This window comes from Bradyrhizobium altum, from assembly GCF_020889705.1.
Classification (GTDB): Bacteria; Pseudomonadota; Alphaproteobacteria; order Rhizobiales; family Xanthobacteraceae; genus Bradyrhizobium; species Bradyrhizobium altum.
Window position 1 is genome coordinate 1 of the sequence record NZ_JACMYP010000142.1, and the last position, 23,344, is coordinate 23,344.

The 23,344-nt window shown below is 62.1% G+C and carries 22 protein-coding genes; 10 read left to right on the forward strand and 12 right to left on the reverse strand.

Annotated elements, in window-relative coordinates:
* The 4 genes from H8B02_RS28810 to H8B02_RS28825 all read left to right on the forward strand — a co-directional run.
* On the forward strand, positions 1 to 475 hold a 475-nt coding region (locus H8B02_RS28810; RefSeq protein ID WP_229169345.1), incomplete at its 5' end, for a tail fiber domain-containing protein.
* A 38-nt stretch (positions 476 to 513) separates the two neighbouring features.
* The gene (locus tag H8B02_RS28815; protein ID WP_229169346.1) at positions 514 to 1,398 is read left to right on the forward strand and encodes a DUF2950 domain-containing protein; all 885 of its coding nucleotides are present in this window, start codon (positions 514 to 516) and stop codon (positions 1,396 to 1,398) included.
* Between the two features lie 28 nt (positions 1,399 to 1,426).
* Positions 1,427 to 1,849 carry a hypothetical protein gene (locus H8B02_RS28820; RefSeq protein WP_229169347.1) on the forward strand — a complete coding sequence of 141 codons (423 nt, stop codon included), beginning with the start codon at positions 1,427 to 1,429 and terminating at the stop codon, positions 1,847 to 1,849.
* 164 nt (positions 1,850 to 2,013) lie between these two features.
* Complete coding sequence (locus tag H8B02_RS28825; RefSeq protein WP_229169348.1) at positions 2,014 to 2,442, forward strand: universal stress protein; 429 nt, start codon at positions 2,014 to 2,016, stop codon at positions 2,440 to 2,442.
* Positions 2,443 to 2,633: 191 nt separating this feature from the next.
* Here H8B02_RS28825 and aspD read toward each other — a convergent pair whose 3' ends face one another.
* On the reverse strand, positions 2,634 to 4,259 hold the full coding sequence (gene aspD, locus H8B02_RS28830) for an aspartate 4-decarboxylase (protein WP_229169349.1): 1,626 nt from the start codon (positions 4,257 to 4,259) through the stop codon (positions 2,634 to 2,636).
* Positions 4,260 to 4,621: 362 nt separating this feature from the next.
* Here aspD and aspT (H8B02_RS28835) point away from each other — a divergent pair, with 362 nt between their 5' ends.
* Complete coding sequence (gene aspT, locus H8B02_RS28835) at positions 4,622 to 6,313, forward strand: aspartate-alanine antiporter (protein ID WP_229169350.1); 1,692 nt, start codon at positions 4,622 to 4,624, stop codon at positions 6,311 to 6,313.
* Positions 6,314 to 6,327: 14 nt separating this feature from the next.
* A complete protein-coding gene (gene aspT / locus H8B02_RS28840; RefSeq protein WP_229169351.1) occupies positions 6,328 to 8,022 on the forward strand; it encodes an aspartate-alanine antiporter in 1,695 nt (564 codons plus the stop codon).
* Between the two features lie 31 nt (positions 8,023 to 8,053).
* Here aspT (H8B02_RS28840) and H8B02_RS28845 read toward each other — a convergent pair whose 3' ends face one another.
* Both H8B02_RS28845 and H8B02_RS28850 read right to left on the reverse strand, forming a co-directional pair.
* The gene (locus H8B02_RS28845; RefSeq protein ID WP_229169352.1) at positions 8,054 to 8,668 is read right to left on the reverse strand and encodes a hypothetical protein; all 615 of its coding nucleotides are present in this window, start codon (positions 8,666 to 8,668) and stop codon (positions 8,054 to 8,056) included.
* Positions 8,669 to 8,758: 90 nt separating this feature from the next.
* Positions 8,759 to 8,950 carry a hypothetical protein gene (locus tag H8B02_RS28850; RefSeq protein WP_229169353.1) on the reverse strand — a complete coding sequence of 64 codons (192 nt, stop codon included), beginning with the start codon at positions 8,948 to 8,950 and terminating at the stop codon, positions 8,759 to 8,761.
* A gap of 198 nt (positions 8,951 to 9,148) precedes the next feature.
* Here H8B02_RS28850 and H8B02_RS28855 point away from each other — a divergent pair, with 198 nt between their 5' ends.
* A complete protein-coding gene (locus H8B02_RS28855) occupies positions 9,149 to 9,823 on the forward strand; it encodes a hypothetical protein (RefSeq protein WP_229169354.1) in 675 nt (224 codons plus the stop codon).
* On the opposite strand, the gene H8B02_RS28860 is transcribed toward H8B02_RS28855, so the two are convergent.
* Complete coding sequence (locus H8B02_RS28860; protein WP_229169355.1) at positions 9,771 to 10,157, reverse strand: hypothetical protein; 387 nt, start codon at positions 10,155 to 10,157, stop codon at positions 9,771 to 9,773. The genes H8B02_RS28855 and H8B02_RS28860 overlap by 53 nt on opposite strands.
* Before the next feature lie 376 nt (positions 10,158 to 10,533).
* Here H8B02_RS28860 and H8B02_RS28865 point away from each other — a divergent pair, with 376 nt between their 5' ends.
* A complete protein-coding gene (locus H8B02_RS28865) occupies positions 10,534 to 11,472 on the forward strand; it encodes a hypothetical protein (protein WP_229169356.1) in 939 nt (312 codons plus the stop codon).
* 579 nt (positions 11,473 to 12,051) lie between these two features.
* Here H8B02_RS28865 and H8B02_RS28870 read toward each other — a convergent pair.
* From H8B02_RS28870 to H8B02_RS28900, 7 genes are all read right to left on the reverse strand, one after another.
* Complete coding sequence (locus H8B02_RS28870; protein WP_229169357.1) at positions 12,052 to 12,984, reverse strand: sugar-binding protein; 933 nt, start codon at positions 12,982 to 12,984, stop codon at positions 12,052 to 12,054.
* A gap of 92 nt (positions 12,985 to 13,076) precedes the next feature.
* Positions 13,077 to 14,159 carry an ABC transporter permease gene (locus H8B02_RS28875; RefSeq protein WP_207835398.1) on the reverse strand — a complete coding sequence of 361 codons (1,083 nt, stop codon included), beginning with the start codon at positions 14,157 to 14,159 and terminating at the stop codon, positions 13,077 to 13,079.
* Positions 14,159 to 14,923 (reverse strand): ATP-binding cassette domain-containing protein, encoded by a 765-nt coding sequence (locus H8B02_RS28880; protein WP_229169358.1) that lies wholly within the window; start codon positions 14,921 to 14,923, stop codon positions 14,159 to 14,161. The genes H8B02_RS28875 and H8B02_RS28880 overlap by 1 nt, the downstream gene beginning before the upstream one ends.
* Before the next feature lie 40 nt (positions 14,924 to 14,963).
* Positions 14,964 to 16,313: a carbohydrate porin gene (locus tag H8B02_RS28885; RefSeq protein WP_229169359.1), complete on the reverse strand. Its 1,350-nt coding sequence runs from the start codon at positions 16,311 to 16,313 to the stop codon at positions 14,964 to 14,966.
* A 312-nt stretch (positions 16,314 to 16,625) separates the two neighbouring features.
* Complete coding sequence (locus tag H8B02_RS28890; protein WP_229169360.1) at positions 16,626 to 17,687, reverse strand: ABC transporter permease; 1,062 nt, start codon at positions 17,685 to 17,687, stop codon at positions 16,626 to 16,628.
* On the reverse strand, positions 17,684 to 19,210 hold the full coding sequence (locus H8B02_RS28895; RefSeq protein WP_229169361.1) for a sugar ABC transporter ATP-binding protein: 1,527 nt from the start codon (positions 19,208 to 19,210) through the stop codon (positions 17,684 to 17,686). The genes H8B02_RS28890 and H8B02_RS28895 overlap by 4 nt, the downstream gene beginning before the upstream one ends.
* Positions 19,211 to 19,274: 64 nt before the next feature.
* Positions 19,275 to 20,240, reverse strand: a complete 966-nt coding sequence (locus tag H8B02_RS28900; protein ID WP_229169362.1) for a sugar-binding protein — start codon at positions 20,238 to 20,240, stop codon at positions 19,275 to 19,277.
* A 241-nt stretch (positions 20,241 to 20,481) separates the two neighbouring features.
* Here H8B02_RS28900 and H8B02_RS28905 point away from each other — a divergent pair, with 241 nt between their 5' ends.
* Both H8B02_RS28905 and H8B02_RS28910 read left to right on the forward strand, forming a co-directional pair.
* Positions 20,482 to 21,753 carry an ROK family protein gene (locus tag H8B02_RS28905; RefSeq protein ID WP_229169363.1) on the forward strand — a complete coding sequence of 424 codons (1,272 nt, stop codon included), beginning with the start codon at positions 20,482 to 20,484 and terminating at the stop codon, positions 21,751 to 21,753.
* Between the two features lie 79 nt (positions 21,754 to 21,832).
* Entirely contained in the window at positions 21,833 to 22,591 is a 759-nt protein-coding gene (locus H8B02_RS28910; protein WP_092124364.1) for an SDR family NAD(P)-dependent oxidoreductase, read from the forward strand.
* Between the two features lie 132 nt (positions 22,592 to 22,723).
* Here the strand turns inward: H8B02_RS28910 and H8B02_RS28915 are convergent.
* On the reverse strand, positions 22,724 to 23,344 hold a 621-nt coding region (locus H8B02_RS28915), incomplete at its 5' end, for a molybdopterin cofactor-binding domain-containing protein (RefSeq protein ID WP_229169364.1).

The following is a 23,344-nucleotide window of genomic DNA, read 5'->3' on the forward strand; positions in this document are numbered from 1 at the left end:
CGGCGCCATGAACGTGTCGTCCGGACGGGCAGCTTCGGCGGCATCGGCGCGCGGGCGATCGAGTATGGCCAGCATGCCGCGCGGCGGCGGCGCAAGTTTCGCCGGGCGCGGTGGCGGAGGATTCGCCGGGGGCGGCGGCGGAGGCGGTTTCCGCGGTGGTGGTGGAGGTGGCGGCTTCCGTGGTGGCGGCGGCGGTGGACGGCGCTCCGACATCGCGCTCAAGCACGATATCGAACTGCTTGGGCATCTTGCCAACGGCCTCGGCTACTATCGCTTCAGCTATCTCGGCAGCAGCAAGGCCTATGTCGGCGTGATGGCGCAGGAGGTCGAGCAAGTCATGCCAGAGGCGGTGACGCGCGGCGCCGACGGCTATCTCAGGGTCTATTACGACCGGCTTGGGATCAAGTTCCGCAGCTATCACGACTGGCTTGCCGCCGGCGCAAAGATTCCATCTCCGTCGGAGGCATCACGATGACAGGCTCCTCGCGATTGGATCGTATTGCTTCCATCAGCATGGCTGCAGCAACGGCGCTCGCCGTGCTGCTGTCTCCGGCTCGTGCCCAGCAGGGCTTCCCCAACCCTGAAGACGCGGCGTCTGCCCTGGCAACCGCTGTCAAGGCCGGCACGAGCCGGGCCATGCTAAAAGTGCTGGGCCGCGACGCTGCCGATATCATCGCATCGGGCGACGACGTCGCTGACGAAAACGCGCGACAGAGCTTCCTGTCGGCCTACGACGCCAAGCATTCGATCAGGGCCGACGGCAACAAGAAAGCCACGCTGATCTTGGGGACGGACGATTTCCCGTTCCCGATTCCTCTCGTCAACGCCAACGACGGCTGGAGCTTCGACGCGGCTGCGGGACGTCGCGAGATCCTCTACCGCAGGATCGGCCGCAACGAGCTTGCTGCGATCCAGACCTGTCTTGCCTATGTCGATGCGCAGAATGAATACGCCGAGAAGGATCGCGGCGAGGGCGCGGGCGCCTATGCCCAGCGCATCGTCAGCCAACCGGGCAAAACCGACGGATTGTTCTGGCGCGACGACAAGGACCCGAGCCCGCTCGGTGAGCTGGCAGCGCAAGCCGCTGCGGAGGGCTACAAGGTCGGCGAGCAGAGCATGCCGTACCACGGATACTACTATCGGATCCTGAAGGCGCAGGGGTCCGACGCCCCGGGCGGCGCGCTGAACTATGTCGTGAAGGGCAAGATGATCGGCGGATTTGCGCTGGTCGCCTATCCCGCCGAATACGCCAATTCCGGCGTCATGACGTTCCTGGTTAATCACGCAGGCACTGTCTATCAAAAGGATCTCGGCTCACGTACCGATTTCCTCGCCAAGCGCATGATCGTTTTCGATCCGGATCACACCTGGAAGAAAGTGGATCCGACAAATCCCTGAGCGAAGAGGGGCTGCAGTTATGCGAGGCATGATCCGTCCCGTCATACTGGCGTTCGTCCCGCTGGTTCTGTTGGTCGCGCCATGTTTCGCGCAGGCCACCGGCCACGTCCAGGTCAAGTTCGTGAAGGCGGCTCTCATCGTGGGGGGCGGCGGAGGCAGCGGCACGCTCATCTACCGCGGGCGGCACTACCGGTTCATCGCGTCCGGCTTCAGTGTCGGCGTAACCGCGGGCACGTCCGTGAACTGGCTGGAAGGTACTGCCTCGGGTATCAAAGATGTCAACGATTTCGCCGGCAGCTATTCGCTGGTCGGAGGAGGCGGCGCATGGGCCGGGGGCGTAGGCGGGGTAAGCCTGCGAAATGAACACGGCGTCGTGCTGATGCTCAAGGGGCCGAAAGCAGGGCTGGAATTTGCGGCCAATCTCGGCGGCCTTACGATTTCGCTGCGGTGAGCCACAGGCGCGAGGTGCGTCCTAAGCGCCGCCTGATGATGAGACATCCGGCTCGCGGCGCGCCGAACGATGGATTGATCTATCTCAAGACCGGATCCGAAGCGAACGCTCAGCTCGCATTCGGCAGGCAGCGTAAGTCATCCAGATGAGCGGGAGGTGGAAGCATGTACCGGCATATTCTCATTCCGACAGACGGGTCGGAACTCGCGGAGCACGGGGTGACGCACGGAGTGGCGTTAGCGAAATCCCTCGGTGCCAAGGTATCGGTCATCTTCGTCGTGGAACCCATCTCGGAAGTTGGAGGGCGCTACCGGGAACTGCTCTCAAAATATGCCGAGATACGCAAGGAAGAGGCCACCAGCGCGCTGGATCGCGCGGCACGCGCGGCGAGGGACGCCGGTGTTGCTTGCGAGACAAGCCAGGTGGAGAGCGGGCACCCCCATCAGGCCATTGTCGCAGCAGCCGCGGACAAAGGCTGCGAACTCATTGTCATGTCATCGCACGGACGCAGCGGGCTTTCCATGCTTCTGATCGGCAGTGTGACAAACAAGGTGCTGACGCAAGCGAAGACCCCGGTACTTGTTTGTCAGTGACGGTGCGGATCGCTCGATAAAAGGACGTTCGGCGCGATGCGTGCCGTCGTTCCAATCGACACCATCCTTCATCCACCACGAACGCGCGTATCGAAGGTGCGCTAGATAGAACCGGGCGGCCGAACCCGCCGCCCGGGCATGGAGACGGCGCATCGGGGCCAGCCCGATGTCACCGGGGCCGATCAGCGTTGTCAACGCCTTGCGGCTGCGCCCTTCGCTGCCTCGTAGGCATCGCGATAGCCTCTGGCGATCGTCCGAACGCCTCGTCCGATATCGTCGTAGACATCGTCGGGGAGGTTCGCGAGCGACACGCGAAGCGACCATTCGGGCGCGTCGAAGCCGCCGCCGTTCAACAGCACGATCCCGTGGGCTTCGGCCAGCCTGAACGCGAGATCCAGCGGGTGGACATTCTTCTTCAGGTGTTCAACCGCATCGTCGCCGATGTTCTTCCGGGCCCAAAACTCGAAATCGATGAGGCCGTAGTAGGCATCGTAGTTCGGATTCGGGGTCAGCTTGTCGGCAAGCCCGAGCCCATCGAGCAGCGACCACAGGCGCTTGTTGACGATTTCCATGCAAGCGGCCTGATAGGCCTTCTTCACGTCCAACATTTCGGCGAGCGAGAACAGGCTCATCATCACCTGCTGCGGCAACGACAATCCCGCAGTGTGATTGAGTGCCACGTCGCGGCTGTCGGCGACGATGCGGTCGATCAGCTTGAGCTTGCGCGGTTCAAGCGTGAGCGGCCCGTAGCGCTTGTCGAGAGCCTTGACGGCCTCGTCCGGAAGATTGGCGATCTTCTTGTCGAAGATGTTGTCTTCGTGGATCGCGATGGCCCCTAACCGCCATCCGGTGCAGCCGAAATATTTCGAATAGGAGTAGACACCGATGGTGTTGTGCGGCAGCTCGCCGAGCAGCGAACGGAAGTCGTGCACGAAAGTTCCGTAGACGTCGTCGGTGAGGATCATCAGGTCGGGCCGCTTGGTCTTGACCAGATTGGCCAACTTGGCAATCGTCTCCTTGCTCAACGCCATCCCCGGAGGGTTGGACGGATTGACGACGAAGAAGGCCTTGACCTTCGGATCCTCCAGCTTCTTGATTTCCTCGTCGGTGAACTGGAACTTGTTTTCCTGCGGCGCCCTGATCTGAACGACCTTCAGGTCGTAGTCTTCAAGGTGCGTCATCTCGATGTAGGGCGTGAAAATCGGAGTGGCCAGGGCAATCGTATCGCCCGGCACCAGCAGCCGATTGGCCTTCAACGACTTGAAGAGGTAGCACATCGCCGCCGTGCCGCCTTCGACCGCATAGATGTCGAACTTTCCGGCCGGCCGGGGCTCGCCGCAAACGGCCCACATCAGGTATTCGTGCACGATCTTCTCGTTGTGCACCAGCATGCGGTCCGGCACCGGGTAGTTGTCGCCGATGATCGAATCGACCAGCTCGTGAACGAAGGCGTCGGGCTCGAAGCCGAATTTCTTGACCGCAAAGGGCAGCATCTCGGTCAGGAAGCTCGCGCCGGGCATGTCCTTGTGCTGTTTGAGCCAGGCCTCGAATCGCCCGGCGATGCCGTTTGCCTGAGGCATGCCGCCGATGCCCGCCGGATGCTCCATCGCCCGCTTGCTCTCGGTGATGGCGAACTGCCCCAGCAGGAAGAAGCCTTCGCGCGGCGTCGTGGCCACCCAGTTCGGATTGCCCCGCCCGGCGTTCAGGAAGGGCATCTGACTCCGCTTCGAATTGCTCTTGGCGAGGTTGATCAGCTCGTCCTTGATCTCGAAGGGGCTCAACGCCTCGAATTTCTTTAAGGTCAGAAGATCGGCCATTTGATACTCCCGGAGCGATGCAAGCTGTTGGAACGGAAGCGACAGGCTCTGCTGCCTGCGCAATCGTGCGCAGCATGATCGGGAGCCGGTGAGGAGCCTTGATCTATGTCAACGGTCTCGCGCAGGCACGACCGCAGCGACGGAGAGCCGCGTCACGATGCAGCGTGCGCTCGACGCACGCGGTGCCGGCAAAGCGATGAAATCGCGAAGCTCTCGCCGTTGCGGTTGACATAGATCAATATCCCCCTCGTCAACCGCCATCTGATGTCGACCGATACAGTTGCTCGCCCTTTTTCGGCCACCTGCGCGAGATCGAAGCGGGCGTATGCCGAAGCCCCGGGACAGCATGAACGGGTGATGTCATGATCGATTGGCTCTTCCAGACGCTCCGCACCTATCCCGAAATCGCGATCTTCCTCTCGCTGGCCCTGGGCTACTATTTCGGATCATTCACGTATAAGGGCCTCGGTCTCGGCGCGGTCACCGCGACGCTGGTCGCCGCGGTCATCATCGGCCAGATCGGAATCACCATTTCAGGTCCGCTGAAGCCGTTCTTCTTTCTGATGTTCCTGTTTGCGATCGGTTATGGCGTCGGACCGCAATTCGTGCGCGGCATCGCGCAGGACGGCGTACCGCAGGCAATTTTCGCGGCCGTGGTCTGCGTCTTCTGTCTTCTGTCCGCTTATCTCGGCGCGAAGGTCGCCGGCTACGACGTTGGATCGGCCATCGGGCTCTATGCCGGTTCGCAGACGATCTCCGCGTCGATGGGGCTCGCAACCGACGCGATCAATCGCCTTGGTCTGCCCGCAGACGAAGCCAAGAAGCTGCTCGATGCCATGCCGGTCGCCTATGCCGTGACCTATATTTTCGGCACGGTTGGGTCGGCGATCGTCCTGGCCCTGCTCGGGCCGGCGCTGCTCGGGATCGATCTCGAGACCGCATGCAAGAAGTATGAGGAAGAGCATGGCGGCAAGAAGCAGCTGGGCGGCCCGGGAACGGCCTGGCACCAGTTCGATGTGCGCGCCTACCGCGTTCATGAGCGCGGGCCCGTCGCCGGCAAGACGGTCGGGCAGGCGGAGGCGCTGCTTCCCGACCAGCGCATCTTCGTCCTCCGGCTTCGGCAAGCCGGGAAGATCACGGAGGCGACTTCCGACACCGTGATTCATGCCGGCGATGTCGTCGCCGTAGCCGGTCGCCGCGACGTGCTCGTGCAGCTGATCGGCGAGCAGGCAGAGGAAGTTGACGATCGTGAGCTGCTGGCGGTGCCGATCGAGGGCGTCGACGTTTACGTGACCAGCAAGGACGTCGATGGCAAGACGCTGGAGGAACTGGCGAAAGCACCGGGCGCCCGCGGCGTATTCCTGCGCAGGATCACCCGAGGCGCGATCGCGACCGAGATTCCGATCCTGCCGAACACGAAGATAAATCGGGGCGACATCGTCACCCTGGTGGGCCGCACGCCCGATGTCGCCGCCGCCACAACAATGCTGGGCCGGCCGGATCGTGCGACCGACATTGCTGACGTCGCGTTCATCGGCGCAGCCATCGCGATCGGCGCCCTTGTCGGCGCCTTCGTTTACAAAATCGGAAGCGTGCCGCTCACCCTGTCTACCTCAGGTGGCGCGCTGATCTCCGGTCTGTTCTTTGGCTGGCTCAGATCCGTACACCCGACCTTCGGCCGCATCCCGTCACCCACCGTGTGGTTCATGAACTCGGTCGGCCTGAACGTCTTCATTGCCGTGGTCGGCATCTCCTCGGGACCGGGATTTGTCGCCGGATTGCAAAAGCTCGGCTTCAGCCTGTTCCTCTGGGGCGTCCTGGTGACCACCGTGCCGCTGATCCTGGCGATGTTCGTGGGCAAATACCTGTTCCGCTTCCACGACGCGATCCTGCTCGGATGCTGCTCAGGGGCGCGCACGACGACCGCCTCGCTGGGCATGATCAACGACCGCGCGAAGAGCCAGATTCCCGGCCTCGGCTATACCGTCACCTACGCGGTCGGAAACACGCTGCTGACGATCTGGGGCATGGTGCTGGTGATGATGATGACATAGCCGCGGCCAGCACGATGTTGATTTGGCTGCAGCAGTTTCTGGTCCGTTATCCGGAGCTAGCGCTGTTCCTGGTGATCGCGGCGGGCTACTGGATCGGAAGCTTCAGGATCGGCGCCTTCAGCCTTGGCCCCGTGACGGGTGCGCTCTTCGCCGGACTGGCGGTCGGCGATTTCGCACATGTGCCCGTCTCCAGCATGACCAAATCGTTCCTGTTCCTGCTGTTTCTGTTCGGAGTGGGCTATTCGGTCGGTCCGCAATTCGTGCTGGCGATGAAGCGTGACGGGCTGAAGCCGATGCTGATGGCCGTAGTCGTGAGCCTCACCGGCCTTGCGGCGGCGATCGCCGTGGCTCGCGTGCTGCGACTTGACCCCGGCTTTGCGGCCGGGCTGATGTCAGGCGCCCTGAGCCAGAGCGCTGCGATGGGAACCGCAACCGACGCGGTCAATTCGCTGCCGGTGTCCGAAGCACAGCGCGCGTTGTTTGTCTCGCACATCGCGGTGGCCGATGCGGTCTGCTACATCTTCGGCTATGCCGGCGTGATCACATTCTGCACCATCGTCGTCCCGACGCTGCTGAAGATCGACCTGAAGACGGAGGCGCTCAAGCTGGAACAGGCCTTGGGCATCACGCGCGCCAAGCCGGGCCTGGCGTCCGCCTGGCGCAAATTCGAGCTACGTGCCTACCGGCTGGATGATCACGCGGCGATCACCGGACTGACGGTTGCCGCCGCCGAAGCTCGCGTGCCCGGGCAGCGCGTGTTCATTCACCGCATTCGCCGCGGAGAACGCATTCTCGAAGCCGAGCCTGAAACGATGCTCGCGGCAGGCGATGTGATCGCGCTGTCCGCACCGCGTCAGATCATCGTACAGCTGATCGAACCGCGCGGCGAGGAGGTCGAAGACCGGGAGTTGCTCGATATTCCCCTGATCTCGGCCGACGTGTTCCTGATCAACCCGACGCTCGCGGGCACCAGTCTCGAGCGGGCGTCGGAACAGGACTGGACCCGCGGCCTCTATTTGCGCTCGTTGAGCCGGGGTGGTGAAGCACTCCCTATCGCCGCCGGCGTGATCCTGCAGCGCGGCGATCTGCTTCGCATCGTTGGTCCTGAAACAGTGGTCCAGAATGCGGCCAAGAGCATCGGCGTCATTGTTGCGCCGAGCACCAGCATCGATTTCGTGGTGCTGGGGCTCGCGATTTTCCTCGGCGGCCTCGTTGGCGTTCTCGTGAGCTTCTCGGTTGGCGGTATCACCATCTCGCTGAGCACCAGCGTCGGTACGCTGCTCGCCGGACTTCTGGTCGGCTATCTCCGCACCCGTCTGCCGTATTTTGGCCGGATTCCCGACGGCGCCATCAGCCTGATGACGTCGCTTGGATTGGCTGCCTTTGTCGGCCTGACCGGGATTCATGCCGGGCCGATCTTCCTTTCCGCGATACGGGAGTCGGGCATCGGCCTGTTGCTGGGCGGCATGATCGTCACCCTGTTGCCGCAGATCGTCGGCTTCTGCTTCGGCCATTTCGTGCTGCGCATGAACCCGATCCTCTTGCTCGGCGCATTGACTGGAGCACAGACGGTAACGGCCGCGATGGCTGCCATTCAGGAGCGCTCGGGCAGCTCCGTGGTGGTGCTTGGTTATACGCCCGCCTATCCGATCTCGAACATTCTGCTGACGACCTGGGGCTCGATCATGGTCGTCGTTTTCGCTGGATGAGCAGACGGGGCGGCCGGCGGTTACCTCGCCGTTAAGCCAGCTCCACTGCGCGTCGATAAGAAAACACTGGCTCCGAAATAGTGGGTTTCGCGATGTAGCGGTCTCCCGCTACCAACGGTCCCCCACCCAGGGAACGTCTTAAGAACGGAGCGCCCAGCAGCTGCTGCAACCTGCCCTTGATCTCGACGTCGAACGGACCTTTCATCCCCGGCTCAGCGTGCACCACAACGCCGTGAAGCAGCCGTCGTAGGGGCGCGATCAGTTCCGGCCGTTCGGTGGCCTCCTCGTCATCGAGTACCGATCTTAGAGCCTCAACATCCGCCAGATAGTTCCGGATCGCTGCCGGGTGGAGCGCGACCGTTTTAGCCTTATCCTCCGCAGCGGCGAGCTGCTCTTCGAGCGATAGCCGTTCAGCCTCTAGGGCTCGCAGTTTCGGTCCGACCACGTCGGCGGGAGCGGTGCCCTCAGCGATGGCGTCGACAATCATGACTGCCTGACCATCGATTGCGGCAGGAATGCGCGACTTCCAAAGCGTCTCCGACGGCTGCCAAAGACGCTTGGTCTCCGAGATGCAATAGTCGGTTAGGTCCTGAATGCGGCGTGTGGAAAGGCGCGTGATATCGACGCCGTTCTCTCTGAGCTGCATTTGCAGGTAAAGGCGGCTAGGCTACCTAATTGGAAGCGCGAGTCCGAAAAGCCTAGGATGAATTTCATCATTGGCGCTCGGCGCGGCCTTTCACTCGCACCTCCAAATGTATTGAGAGCCTTCGCCCATAGTGGCAGAGCATGCCTTCGTTACCCCACCGAAGAGCGGAACGCTCAGCTTGACGAAGTCGGTCGCCTTCGCTGCGCTCTCTTTAATCATCACTACGTCAACGACAGCAATGCCGTCGCGCTTTTCAAACTCCTGCTTGATAGTTTTCTTCATGGCTTCGATGTCCTCGCTCGAAAAGCCCGGAGAACATCCACCGACCAATGTCAAAATGAACAATACCCAAAGCAACCGTAGCGCATTTACGGCGTTTGATTTCCCCCGAAATCCCTGGGCAAAGTTCTCATTCCGTTCTAAGCAAGTCAAGCGTGTATCACAAAAGGTAGAGCAACCTGTGGCTGAACGGGCAAGGGAATGGGCAAATTCTTGTACTTCGCTGTTGGTTTAATCGTCGGAGCGTTGGGCGGTGCTCTCGTGCTCATCTCCCTGCAAACACGAAATGCCACCGGGCAAGACGAGATCGTCTTCGCGCCCAAGAGCTTCTACGATAGTCGCACAATCGAAGGCGGGTTCGTGTCGGTCTCGGGATCGATGGTGGGCAACGGAATGGCGTATCAGAACAACACCTATGGACTTAGTTGTTGGGCCGAACTCAGGGAATGTTTCATCGCTCAAGTGAATCAGATTGGTCCGCGCCAGATAGGCAGGATCGACGGCCCAAATTCTATTCCATTGGTCCGATGGTCTACCAACCAGATTATTGCCCAAGACGATCCCGGCGATCTCGGCTGCTTTCGCACGACGATTACAATAGATCGCACCACCGAAAAGGTTCTTTGGGTAGAGGAGCCAGTCAATCAGACAAAGCCAAACCGCAAGGATGCAGATGTAAACTTAGAAAATATTCGCTCGAAGATTCGTTGGGGTGGGCAAGGATGTTCGGAAAGAAGTAATAAGAATAGGCATTCTACTGCTTGCTACCAGGGCGGCAAGCCGGAAGCTGTTCGGACGACGCGCGAACGCAGTGACGAACCCCCTAGTTCTTACAGACAACCTCCAAGTCATCCAAGTCGCGGGCATAGTCTTTGATAATGTCCTTCGAGTTGACGAACTTCATATTCACGCGCGGCGGGACGGCGAAGTCTACATCAAGAACGGCAGCCCCCAATTTCATGCTGCTCTGAATGCGCTTAGCGGTCACCGCACTGGAAATCAGAGTAGATACTAATATGCTATTGTTCGGAGCCTTTGCGGCAATAGCGCTCACCATCTGCGGGTCGGTGCTGCCGTTAGACTTCAACCGCAACCGCGCTTTAGGTGGAATGCCCCACGTGGCTTTAAACGTCGTCACCTCGTAACCCATCTGTTCGAGTAGGGGCAAAGCGTCCCCGACCTGTTGCGTGAACGAACTAAACTCAGCCATCAGTCTCCCGGTTGGATCGGACAGATCGGGAAGGGATAAGTCTGGTATTGACGGCAATCAGACGGATGGCATTGAAGGCATCAGCTCGCGGGCAGACTTGGTGATACTGTCTGGCCTGCTAGGGGCGTTGTCTCCGGCCTGAACCGGTATCGCTGCAAAAGTCGCACTCACCGCAAGCAAAGCAAAAGCCGTGGAAACTGTCCGCATTCGAGGCCCCCAAAATCTTCCTGATCGAATACCAATATCAACCGGGAGGTGCGCTTGCGACATAAGATCGCGTCGAAGCGTCTCGACGAAGGTATTAGTTAGGGCGGTTGCGCTCGGGAACGTTGACTGACATTGAACGGTACTTTGAGATTATTGGGGCGGGGGCCATATGGATTCTAAGGAGGGTTTGCGTGAGCGCGCCGCGAGCGCCGTATCCCGCTTGCGGGATGCAAGCCGCTTAGTCTCTGAGCGTATTGGTACCTCGGTAGCAGGCGGATTGAGCGCAACGGCCTCTGTTGCTGGCGAGGCATACACGGCGGCGCTTGATTGGAAGAACAACAGCGAATTTAGCAATTGGCTGACAAACCACCTGAGTAACCAGTGCGCGACCATCGCTAGTAAGGCTATGGACGCTGAGTATCTTCGCACTCACGTGGGTGGCGGTTGGCACAGACTATGCGATGGCGGTCATACCCTTGCCGGTAGTTGGAAGGCCGTTAGCTCGGCGTTGCCCGACGTTGGCGCGCTAGACAAACTTGGCACATGGGCAAACGAGTATTGGAAAGACCTAATCACTGCGCGCGGCATGCCGATTCTGATAATCGATCAGGTTCATCAGGTCAGCGAATATTTTAAGTACCTGGATAGCGTGAATGTCGCTCAGCTTGTGGGTGGCGACCTTTGCGGCGTGTCAATCTATTGCAACTGGAACGACCCAGCGAAATTGGTGGCGTCTGCTACGGCGACTGAATGCAGCGGGATTGTTTACGCAAACGTAGTCGCACCGTTGGTGAGTTTAGTCGCTCTCGGTCGAGCCTATTTCCTAATCAGGAAATCTGAGCAAGACGATCTCCAGGGCTTAATTGAACCGGCCTTGAGAGGACTCACGCGCAGCGGAGCCACTGTTCTGCTGATCACAGCTATTCCCGGTGGCTTCCTGCTGCATCTGAGCAGCGGCATAGTGATTAGTCTCGCTCACGGCTACGTCTGGGACAAGGGTACCGAGAACAAAGATGCCATTTTGTCAGCCATCAAAGACTGTCTGACGAATGGGTTTTCCGGACTCCGAGGGCCTCTGCTTCTGTCTCAAAACAACGCGGCGACCTAAACGAAGGGGCCACTACCGGCTAGGATGGAGCGCAGCGTCTCCCGTTTTCCCATTGGTGCAGCCCGGAGACATGGGTAGCAGATCGTACCATGAGACACGGGTGACAGCCTCGTGCCGAACGGGTTGTCGGTGGACTTTCAACGTGTGCGGAGGATGTGCGGACGCAAGTGCAACCGGCGGGCCCGTTGGCGCGGCGAGGCGGTGCCTGCATGATTTCGGAATATTGGAAATATATCCTTGAGTTGCCCGACATGTCAATCGGCCTCGTCGAACGCCGGCCGCCGCCGGCTCCTTTGCATGGGGTTGTTTTCGATATTTTGGCGGCGCGCACCCCGCGCCGGCAAGATCCGGAAGGGCATGCCCTCCGTCAAACTTTCGCGCGAGGAGTTCGAGCGGCGGTGCCGCAACTGACGGGACGTCCGGACCTCGGTTCGGCGCAACAGATCGGGCCTTCACCAAGACAGGCCGGCCGACGGCAGGTTTGGCGATGTAGCGGACCCCGGCTACCAAGGGCTCGGAATCTCCGAGCCCATCCGCGATTTCTCCTCGAAACTGCGGCGCCGGATCGGGCGCCCGTGCCTACTTCAACATCGCCCCGACGTTGTCCTTTGTCACGACGTCGAGCCCGGTGTGGATGATCTCCGGCACCTTCTGGCCCTTCTTGATGGCAAGCAGCGTATCCATCGCTTTCTCGCCCATCTCGAACGGACGCTGGCCGATCAGTGCGTTGACATAGCCCTCGTTCAGAAGTTCAAGCTGCATCTTGAGGGTGTCGGCCACGACGAGCGTGAACTTGCCGGCGTCGATGTCCTTCTTGCTCTTGCTGGCGAACGCCTTGAAGCCTTCCGGGGCGAACATCGGCCAGCCGCCGACCGGGATGATCGCCGCGAGATCGGGAACAGCGGTGCGCAGATCGGTCATCTGCTGAACACCCAGCGCGGGGTCGTCGTTGCAGAACGTCGGCGAGCCCCCGACTTCGGTCCACTTCGAGCCTTTGAGCGCTTCCCGCACGCCATCGACGCGTTCGGCCAGGTTCTTCGCACCCGGCCCGCCGGAGACCATCGCGTACTTGCCGCCATCGGGCCGGAGCTTCAGCAACTGCTTGCCGAGCGCGACGCCGAACTCCTTGTTGTCGGTGCCGATATAGCCAATCCGCTTCGAGCCCGGCGCGTCCGCGTCAAACGTGATGACGGGAACGCCGGCCGCATTTGCCGCCTCGATCGACTTGGTCATGGCCGCGACATCGGCCACCGAGATGGCCAGGCCGTCCACCTTCTGGGTGATGAAATCCTGGATGATCTGCGCTTGCGTCGCCGGCTCGTGCTCGACGGGACCCTTGTAGATGCATTCGATGTTGCCGAGTTCCTTGGCGCGCTTCTGGCAACCGTCGCGCGCGAAATCGAAGAACGGATTGTTCATCGCCTTCGGCACGATCACGAATTTGTAGCTCTGGGCAAAGCCGGGTGTCGCCATCATGGCGAGGACCGCAGCGGCAAGAAGTGCCTTCTTCATTGTTTCCCTCCACATTTTTTGTGCCTATCCCTTGAAATCAGCGGCTTCCGGAGGCGGATAGGCGGACATTACGATCCTCCAGGACGAACTCTTCAGGCCATGCGCGAGCGAAGACGATCGACCAGCACCGCTGCGATGATGATCACGCCGACCAAGGTCTGCTGCCAGTAGGAGTTGATCTGCGCGAGCACGAGGCCGTTGCGGATCACCTCGAGCAGCACGCAGCCGACGATCGCCCCGAGCGGGCCGCCGGCGCCGCCGGCGAGATTGGCGCCGCCGATGACGGCGGCTGCAATCACGTTGAGCTCGTAGGACGTCGCCATGTTTGCCGGTGCCGATCCCAGCCAGCCCGAGATGATGATGCCCTGCAGACCCGCGGCGAGCGCGCAGATCACATAGATCTCGATCTTCACCCGCACGACCGGAATGCCGGTCAGCGCGGCCGCCTTCTCGTTACCGCCGACGGCAAAGACGTGGCGGCCGAAACCGGTGTGGTGCAGCACGATCGCCATCGCCACCGCAAGAACCACGAGATAGATGAACGGCGCCGGCATGCCGAATACGACGCCGGATGTCAGCGCGTAAAGATAATCGGCTTCGGGGCCGCTGGGAAAGCTGCCGCGGCCGTTGGAGACCACGTAACCGAGGCCGCGCACGATTGAAAGCATGCCGAGCGTGGTGACGAAAGGCGACAGCCCGAGCACTGCGATGCAGAAGCCATTGACGAGACCGACGATCAGCGCGACGCCGAGTCCTGCCAGGATCGAGACGAGCAGGATCAAGCCGGGCATATTTGCGATCACGGTTTTGCCGTCGTCGGCCAGATGCACGAACCACTCCGCGCCCGGCATGCCGGGTGTCGAGATTTGCGTCATGACCATCGAGGTGATCATCGCGGAAAAGCACATCACCGAGCCCACCGAGAGATCGATGCCGCCCGTGATGATGACGAAGGTCACGCCGAGCGTGGCGATGGCGATGAAGGAAAAGTTCTTCGCCACGTTCTGCATATTGCCTTCGGTGAGGAAATAGGGGCTGGCGAAGTTCATCACCACGAACAGCGCCACCAGCGCGAGCAGGACGTACCCGGTCTGCGAGGCAAAGAACCCGCTCTGCCACCATTTGGTCTTGCCGACATTGGTGAAGGTGATGGGAGATTCCAGGGGCGTGGCCATTACGCAGCCTCTCTCGCCCCCGTGATGAGGGAGGTGACTTCCTCGGGGCTGGTGTCACCGATCGCCTTGTCGGCACGTTTTTCGCCGCGGCGCATCACCACGACGCGGTCGCAGACCGCGAACACGTCGGGCATGCGGTGCGAGATCAGCATCACCGCGACGCCCTGTTCCTTCAGGCGATGGATCAGGCTCAGCACCTGCTCGACCTGGCGGACCGAGATCGCGGCCGTCGGTTCGTCCATCATCACGAGCTTGGCATTGGACAGCCGAGTCCGTGCGATCGCGACCGCCTGACGCTGGCCGCCCGACATCTGCTTGACGAGATCGTGCGGTCGGGTCTCCGAACGCAGCTCGCCGAACAGCTCCAGCGCGCGGGCTGCCATCGCCTTGTGGTCGAGAAACGCGAACGGACCAAGCTTGCGCTTGAGCTCACGGCCGAGGAAGACATTGGCCGCTGCCGTGAGATTGTCCGCAAGCGCGAGGTCCTGATAGACCACTTCGATTCCGACCGCGCGGGCATCGATCGGCCGGGCGAAATGAACCGGCTTGCCGTCAAAGCGGATCTCGCCGTGACTTGGCGGGAAGTTGCCGGCGATGATCTTGACGAGCGTCGACTTGCCGGCACCGTTGTCTCCCATCAGGCCGACCACCTCGCCGGGAGAAACGCGCAGGTCGACGCCATGCAACGCGCGAATGGCGCCGAAATCCTTGCCGATGCCCTTCAACTCCAGGACGGCCAGCCCGGCGTCGTGAGGGGTTACCATGGCGGGCCTCGCTCAGACATGCTGGCAACCCCCCTCCGGCTCAGAAGTGCACCAGCGTGCGCAGACCAAGGACCCAGGCATTCTCGGTCTTGATGCCGGCGGCATTATAGCCGCGCCCGCCGGGATTGATCACGTACTGGGCGTCGAACTTGAGGTTCATCCAGCCAGTCGCCTGCCAGCCGTACCAGGCTTCGATCGGAACTTCGTTTCCGCCCGCATTCAGGGTGAGCGCAGCCGAATTCACGTGGGTCGTACCCACCGCGAAGCCGACTTCGTCGTCCGGACGCCAGGAGAACGTTCCGGTGTGCCGGAAGCCCAGGGCGACCTGGTAGTCCTGATACGACGTCCGGTGATCGGCGACCGTCGTGTTGAGGAACATGTACCAGCCCTGTGCCTTTGCACCCTCAACGGTCAGTCGCTGCAGGATTGATTCATAGACGCCATAGCGGCCGCGTTGATCGCCCAGATTCTGGTCCGGGACGCCGCCGATGCCGGGGGCGATCGCGATGATACCGGGGAGGCCACCGTCAATCGTCGACGCGCTGTCATACCAGCCGCCGAACCGCCACGTTCCGTTCAGCGGACCGCTCGGCGCCCAGACCACCTCGACCGGCACCAGCACGCCGGAGGCTCGGCTCGAACCGGGGACGCCTGGCAGGAAGTAGGTCGCGGAGTCCGACGTCGTCAGATAGTTCGGATTGGCGTCGTAGACGCCGACCGAAAGCTGCCATTCCTTGGCGAAGTTGTAGTGTGCGACACCGGCCCATTGGCTCACCGGCCAGTTGTAGATGTAGCCACCCTGGATGTTGCCGGGCTGACCGCCGCAGAAGGTCAGGTTGATGAACTCGCACAGGCCGAAGAAGAAGTCGGAGCCGACCGGAAGACGGCCGCCCTTGAGTTCAAGGCGGTCATCGAACAGCTTCTGCGAGTAGTAGAGTTCGGTGAGGCGCAGGATATTGCCGCGGCCGAACACTTCGTTGGTCAGCTGCAAGGCCGGAATGCCTGCGTCGTCGTTCAGATTGTGGCCGAAGCGGTCGACCAGCGTAAGGCCGACCAGGCCGCCCTGGATGCCGGCAAGCTTCGCCATGTCGAACTTGGCCTGGAAGAACAGCTGTCCGGCGTTGGCGCCGACATTCTTGTTTCCGCCCGACAGATTGCCGACGGCTTCGTCGCCCAGCGTCAGGGCCAGCGAGATACCCCGCTCCTTCAGTTGCGTTCTGCCGAGATCGCCGAACAGATACGGTCTCGTCCAGAAATCATCGGTCTCTGCGTAAGGAATAGGCGGAGCTTTCGTTAAGAGATCGGCCGCATGCGCGCCGCCGCCGAACAAGGATAACAAAGCGATCCCCACGCCGCATGCCCGCGCGGTGTTTACAGACCTATGCAACATTTTCTGCACTCCCAGCGTCCCCGGCTTTGTCCATTTTTGTCTCACGTCCCTGCCCAAAGCCCTTCGGCCTGGAACGTGCCCCGTCAATCAATGTATCGACCCGTCAACTTGAGATAGAAACTGCGCGCGCACCAAAGCCTTTCACGACGGTGGTGAGGGTCTGTCCGCGGCCCCACCGGGTTCGGCGTGCAGGGCCAACGTGGACGCGAGCGTCGTATGCTTGATCAGTCTTGCGCATTGAACTCTCTTCCCCTTGTTCCTCTACCGAAGTCGCCGCGGCCATATTCCCGATCGTGGTTCTTCGCAGTCGAGTCACGCTTGATCGCCGGCGCTCGTCGGCAACGCCGTCGCGCCGTGCGCAGATGCGCTTTGCAGAATTGTGGCTTCCTTTGCTCGAGGCGCCGTGCGGGCGAGGCCGGCCAGCGCCGCCTTGCGCCGCCGGCGGGCCTGCAATTGCTGATCCGCCAGCACGCCGATCAAAATCACGGTCCCCATCACCGCGAAGTTCAGGGAGTTCGGAATGCCGAGGATGTTCACGAGGTTCTGCAGCACCTGCAGCAGCGCTGTGCCCAGCACGATGCCGAGAATCGAGCCTTCGCCGCCGCGCAGGCTGCAGCCGCCGAGGACGGCAGCCGCAATCGCATAGAGTTCGTAGAAATTGCCGAAGGAACTCGGAGAGACCGAGTTGGTGTAGAAGACGAACATCACGGTCGAAACGCCGGCGAGGCCGCCGCTGATGACATAGGCGGTCGCGATCACGATATTTGTGTTGATACCGGAGAAGCGCGCCGCTTCCTCGTTCTTGCCCACGGCATAAAGCCAGCGTCCGTAGACCGAACGATGCAGCAGCACGCCGAGGATCAGCGCCAGGATGATCAGGAAGATGAAGGTGTTCGGAATGCCCGCGATATTGCCGGAGGCGATGTTGCCCAGCGTGCTGGCCTCGTCACCATAGCCGAAGCCGCGTGTCGAATCGCTGGTATAATAGCGCGCGGCGCCGCGATAGATCAGCAACCCGCACAGCGTCACGATGAAGGGCTGCATTTTCAGCCGGGTGATCAGGAAACCCTGGATGCCGCCCAGCGCCAGCCCGCCCATCAGGACAAGCAACAGCGCGAACGGCCAGGGCACCTGATACGTCGTCAGAAGGTCGATGAAGACGACGCCGAGCAGTGCGAACATCGAGCCGAGCGAAAGATCGATGCCTCCGGTGATGATGACAAGACCTTCGCCCAGTGCGAACACGCCGAAGAGGCCGATCAAATTGGCCATGTTCAGCAAGTTGACGAACGACAGGAAGGCCGGATTGATCGCGCCGGTGATGGCGGAGATCACCGCCAGCAGCAAGAACAGGCCGAGTTCCTTCTTCATCATGGCGCAGCGGTCTCCAGGGTTTCGAGCGCCTGGCCGACCGCCAGCCTCAACACGTTGTATTCGCTGAACTGGTCGCGCTCGAGCACGCCGCTGACACTGCCTTCATGCATCACTGCGACGCGGTCGGAGACGCCGATGACCTCTTCCATGTCGGAGGAGATCATCACGATCGCAACGCCCCGGTCGGCGAGGCTGCGCATCAGCGCGTAGATCTCGCTTTTGGCGCCGACATCGATGCCGCGGGTCGGTTCGTCGAAGAACATCACGCGCGGCTGCATGGAGAGCCACTTGCCCAGCACCACTTTCTGCTGGTTGCCGCCGGAGAGCGTTACGGCTTCGATGTCGATGCTCGGCGCCTTGATCGACAGGCTCCTGGCCTGGTCTTTCGCGATTCTGCGTTCGGCCGCGCCGTTGACCAGCCACATCCGCGCATGATCCAGCAGGCTCGCGAGCGTCACGTTCTCCCGGATCGGCAGCTCCAGCACCAGCCCGGACTTCTTGCGGTCCTCCGGCACGAGGTAGATTCCCTGCCGGATCGCATCGCGCGGCGAGGCGACACCGACCGGTTCGTTGTCGATCCTGATCTCGCCCCCCAGCAGCGGGTCAACGCCGAACACCGCGCGGGCAAGGGAGGTGCGGCCGGCGCCGACGAGTCCGGCGAGGCCGAGGATCTCGCCGCGCCGCACGGAAAGGTCGATCTGCCGGTCGGGAAAGGCGGTCGTCACAACGCCGGCGATATCGCAGCCGCCCGGCTGCGGCGAGCGTGCCGGGGGTGTGTACAGTGCCTTCAGGTCGCGGCCGATCATCAGGCGGATCATCGCCGCATGGCTCAGCTCGTCGCGCGCCAGCTCGCCCACGGTGCGCCCGTCGCGCAGCACCACGACGCGATCGGCGCAGCTCATGATCTCGCCCAGCCGGTGAGAGATGTAGATCACCGAGATGCCGTGGGCCTTCAGGTCGGCGATCACCTCGAGCAACCGCTCCGTCTCCGAAATCGTCAGGCTGGAGGTCGGCTCGTCCATGATGATCACCCGGGCATCGATCGAGAGCGCCTTGGCGATCTCCACCATCTGACGCTCCGCGATCGACAGATTGTCGACCAGCGTGTTCGGCGTGAAATCGGCGCCCAGCCGTTGCAGCAGCGGCGTCACGCGGGCGCGCATCTCCGCGTTGTCCACCAGCTTCAGCGGGCCGCCGGCGAGCCTCTCGCGCCCGATGAAGACATTGGCCGCGACGTCGAGATTCTCGAACAGGTTCAGCTCCTGGTGCACAAAGGCGATGCCGGCCAAGGTCGCCTCGTTCACCGTCATCCTTGCGTGGTCATTGCCGCCGATGCGGATCACGCCCGCGCTCGGCGCGATCACGCCGGCCAGCACGCGCATCAACGTCGACTTGCCGGCGCCGTTCTCGCCGATCAGGCCCAGCACCTCGCCGCGGCAGACGCGCAGATTGACGTCGTCGAGCGCCCTGACGCCGGGATAGGTCTTGCTGATACCGCTGAGTTCGAGCAGCGTCTCCGGCATTCGGCTTGTCCTCCTGCATCCCGCCCGGCAGCCTGTCGCGGCCGGGCGGTGAAGCCGACTGAAGTTACTTCTTCAGCAGTTCCTTCAGTTGCCCGGCGAACTCGGCGACGTTGGTCTTGCTGATCACCTTGGTCGGCACGATCAGCTTGCTGTCCTTCGGAATCCAGGACTTGTCGCCGTTCAGCGTCTTGATGATGTTGGTGGCGGAGAGATAGCCGAACTCGTAGGGCTGTTGCACGACCGTGGATTCAATCGTGCCATCGGAAATGCCCCGCAGCGTCCGCTGGTCCTCGTCGAAGCCGACGATCTTCACCTTGCCGGCCTTGCCCGCGGCCTTCACCGCATCATAAATCAGCGGGGTCTCGTAGCTCCACAGGCCGGAGAGCAGCGCGATGTCGGGATATTTGACGAGCACGTTCTCCATGTTCGCCTTGGCCTTGGCAAAGTCCACCTGGTCGGTGAACACGTCGACCAGCTCGACCTTGGTGCCGGCGATCGATTCCTTGATGCCCTGTACGCGCTCGCGGGCGTTGTCGGCGTCCATCGTTCCGACGAACAGCGCGATCTTGCCGCCGTTCGGCAGTGCCTTCTTGATCTCCTCACCGGCCTGCCGCCCAGCCGCGACGTTGTCGGTGCCGATGTAGGCGAGACGGTTGCTCTGCGGCGCGTCGCTGTCCGTCGTGATCAGCACGGTCTTGGCCGCGACCTTGTTGAGTTCTTCGGTTGCATGCGGCGCATCGTCGACCGAGATCGAGATACCGGCGACGCCGCGCACCAGCAGGTCGTCCAACTCGCGCCGCTGGCCAGCCGCGGTGCCTTCGTTGGTGACGATCAGCTCGATATTGTATTCCGGGTGCTCTTTCTGCGCCTTCTCGAGCCCGCGGCCCGCGATGGTCCAGAAGTCGGCCGCGACATTGGTGACCAGCGCGATGGTCTTTTTCTGCTGCGCCTGTGCTATCCCTGTTGCCATCGCGAGCGCGGCTGCGCCCGCCAATAGCGGCACGATCAATCGTTTCATTGAGTCATTCATATGCACCTCCCTGTCGACACCCCCGGTGAGGGGATTTCACGATCGGCGCTTTTCACGCCTTATTTTATTCACGTACCTAATAAATTAGCGCGACAAAATGTCCAGTCAAGGATGTCGTTGCTCGTATCTTCAAGCATGAATAGTGTGTATGTGATGTATTGTTGCCACAATCGACGCCTTTTGAGCGTTATATGAGTTGCTCGCGTTGAATAACTTCACCAAGAGAATTAAAAAAGCCGATATGAATGAACAGCCCGAACCGCTGAGACGCGCTTCGAGTTTGGCCCGCGGATCGAATCGCGGCCGGCTCGTCGAAGTCTTGCGGCGTCAGGGGCCATTGCCGCGCGTCGAGCTCGCACGCAGCACGGGGCTGAGCTTCCCGGCCATATCGGCCATCACGTCGAAACTGATGGCGGAAGACCTGCTGTGCGAAGCAGTGACAGAGACGGCGACGGTGTGGCCCGACGATACCGACGAGGAGGATACGGATGGCCTGAACGGCCGCCGCCGCGGCCGGCCGGCGGTCTTGCTGACCCTGAACCCCGAGTTTGGCCGCGTCATTGCGGTCTCGCTGCGCATGAATCTGATCGAGACATTGATCGCCGATTTCAGCGGCTCCGCCCTGGCGCAGTCGCGACTTGAGCTGACGACGCGCGGGCTCGATGCAGCCGCGTTGTGCGATCTCGTGATCGCGCAGATCGACGCCATGATTGATGCGACGGCCACGCCGCGAGATCGGCTGTTGGGAATCGGGATTGCGTTGCAGGGCATCGTTGACTCCGACACCGGCCGGCATCTGTGGAGCCCGGCGCTGTCGATCACCGATGTCGATCTGGCGACGCCGGTCCGCCAGGCATTCGGCGTCGAAGTCGTGATGGCGAACGATGCGGTTGCGGTTGCGCTGGCCCTCGCAGCCGCCGAGCCGGCGCTGGCGCAGGGCCTCACGGCCACGATCATGGTGGGCCACGGCGTCGGCATGGGCGTCGTTGTCGACGGGGAAGCGCGCGACGGTGCCGGTGCAGGCAGTGAGATCGGCCATGTCAAGCTGGCGCCGAACGGTCCGCAATGCCGCTGCGGTCAGCGCGGCTGCATCGAGGCCCATCTCGCCGACTATGCGCTCTACCGCGACGCGCGTACCTTTCTCGACCTGCCGCCGGCGGTGTCGCAGCAGCCGTCCGAGGCGCAGATGGCTCTGCTGCGCGCGCGGGCGCGCGCCGGCGATCCCCGTCTCGAGCAGTTATTCCGGCAGGCAGGCCACGCGCTTGCCGATGCGGTCGCCACGACGATATCGGTGCTGCGCCCGCATCACATCATCCTCGCGGGTCCGGGCCTGCAGGCATTCGACATGATGCGCAGTGCCTATGAGGAGCGGCTCGAGCGGGCAGTGTTGCCGTGGCTGCTCAAGTCTACCGCGATCCATGTGCGTCCAAGCGAGTCGGCGACGATTGTCGACGGCATGGTGCGGCGGACGCTGCGGGTCGTGGACCGAAACCACATGGAGACAACCGAGTGAACCTCGGGAGCCGTGGCTCTTGGCTGGAGCCGCAGCAACGCAACCGACGCGCTTCAGGCGCCAAAGCGAGAGAATGCCAATGCAGGGTGCCATCTATCCAAGCCTCAAGGACCGGACCGTCCTGGTAACCGGTGGCGGTTCCGGCATCGGCGAGGCCATCGTCCGCCAGTTTATCAGCCAGGGCGCGCGGGTCGGATTCATCGATATCGATGTGACGTCCTCGGAGCAGCTGCTGTCCGATTTGGGGGCGCATGCCCGCGTGCACTTCGAGCACGCCGACCTGCGCGACATCGCCGCACTGCGGCGCGCGGTTGCCGGCATCCGTGAGGCGCTCGGGCCGATCACCATCCTGGTCAACAACGCGGCCCGCGACGACCGTCACGCGATCGAGGACGTGACGCCGGAATTCTGGGATGAGCGGATCGCCGTCAACCTGAAGCATCAGTTCTTCAGCGCCCAGGCGGTCGCACCCGACATGAAACAGGCGGGGGGCGGTTCGATCGTCAACATCGGCTCGGTGAGTTGGGTGATCGGTCAGGGCAATATGCCCTGCTACACCACGGCCAAATCAGCGGTTCAGGGCCTCACCCGGGCGCTGGCCCGCGATCTCGGACCGCACAACGTGCGGGTCAACTCCATCCTGCCCGGGTGGATCATGACCCGGCGGCAGCAGGATCTGTGGTTGACGCCCGAAGGTGTGGCCGAGCTGATGCAGCGCCAATGCCTCAAGCGCAAGCTCGTGCCTGACGACATCGCCCGCGTCGTCCTCTTTTTCGCCGCCGATGACAGCGGCGCCTGCACCAACCAGAGCCATATCGTCGACGGCGGCTGGGTCTAGCGACACGGCCGACCCGCGTTGAGAGCTGGACGGAGGCGCGGCGAGCCTGAAGCGAAGCTGCGCTGGCTGGCGGCTCCCATGCTATCGCGAAGGCAGATGTCAGCACGCGGCCGACCTGCCGCCAGCTTGTCGCTACGTATCGGCAGCTGTCTGATGCGAACGTATCAGATTGTCGGCCCACGCATCGGCAATGTGGGGAAGGGTCAGATCCTGCTTGCGATCGAGCAAGAGTTCGAGCACGCGTGGCGGGGTCAAAGGAAGCGCCTGGATGCGCTTGCCGGTGGCGTTGGCAACCGCGCATGCGACGGCCGCTCCGACATTCAGGATCGGCACCTCGCCGGCACCCTTGGTGCCGAGCGGTCCGATCGACGGCGCACCCTCGTAGAGGCTGATCTCCACCGGCACGACATCGAGCGCCAGCGGCACGCGATAGGTCTCGAAACCGTTCTGGCAGACGCGACCGTTGCTGCCGATCGTGACTTCCTCGTGCAACGCATAACCCAGCCCCTGCACGACACCGCCCTGGATCTGGCCATGGATGGCGCGCGGGTTGAGCGCGCGGCCGACATCCTGCACCACGCGATAGCTGAGCACCTCGACATGTCCGGTTTCCGGATCGACGGCGACCTCGCAGTCGTGGACCGCGAAGACGGGGATGTCGATCGCGTCGATGAAATGTCCGGCGACGCAGCCGGGCATCGCCGGCACGCCGGCGCCGGTGAACGCGCCGGTGCCGGACACCGGGCCAGCCAG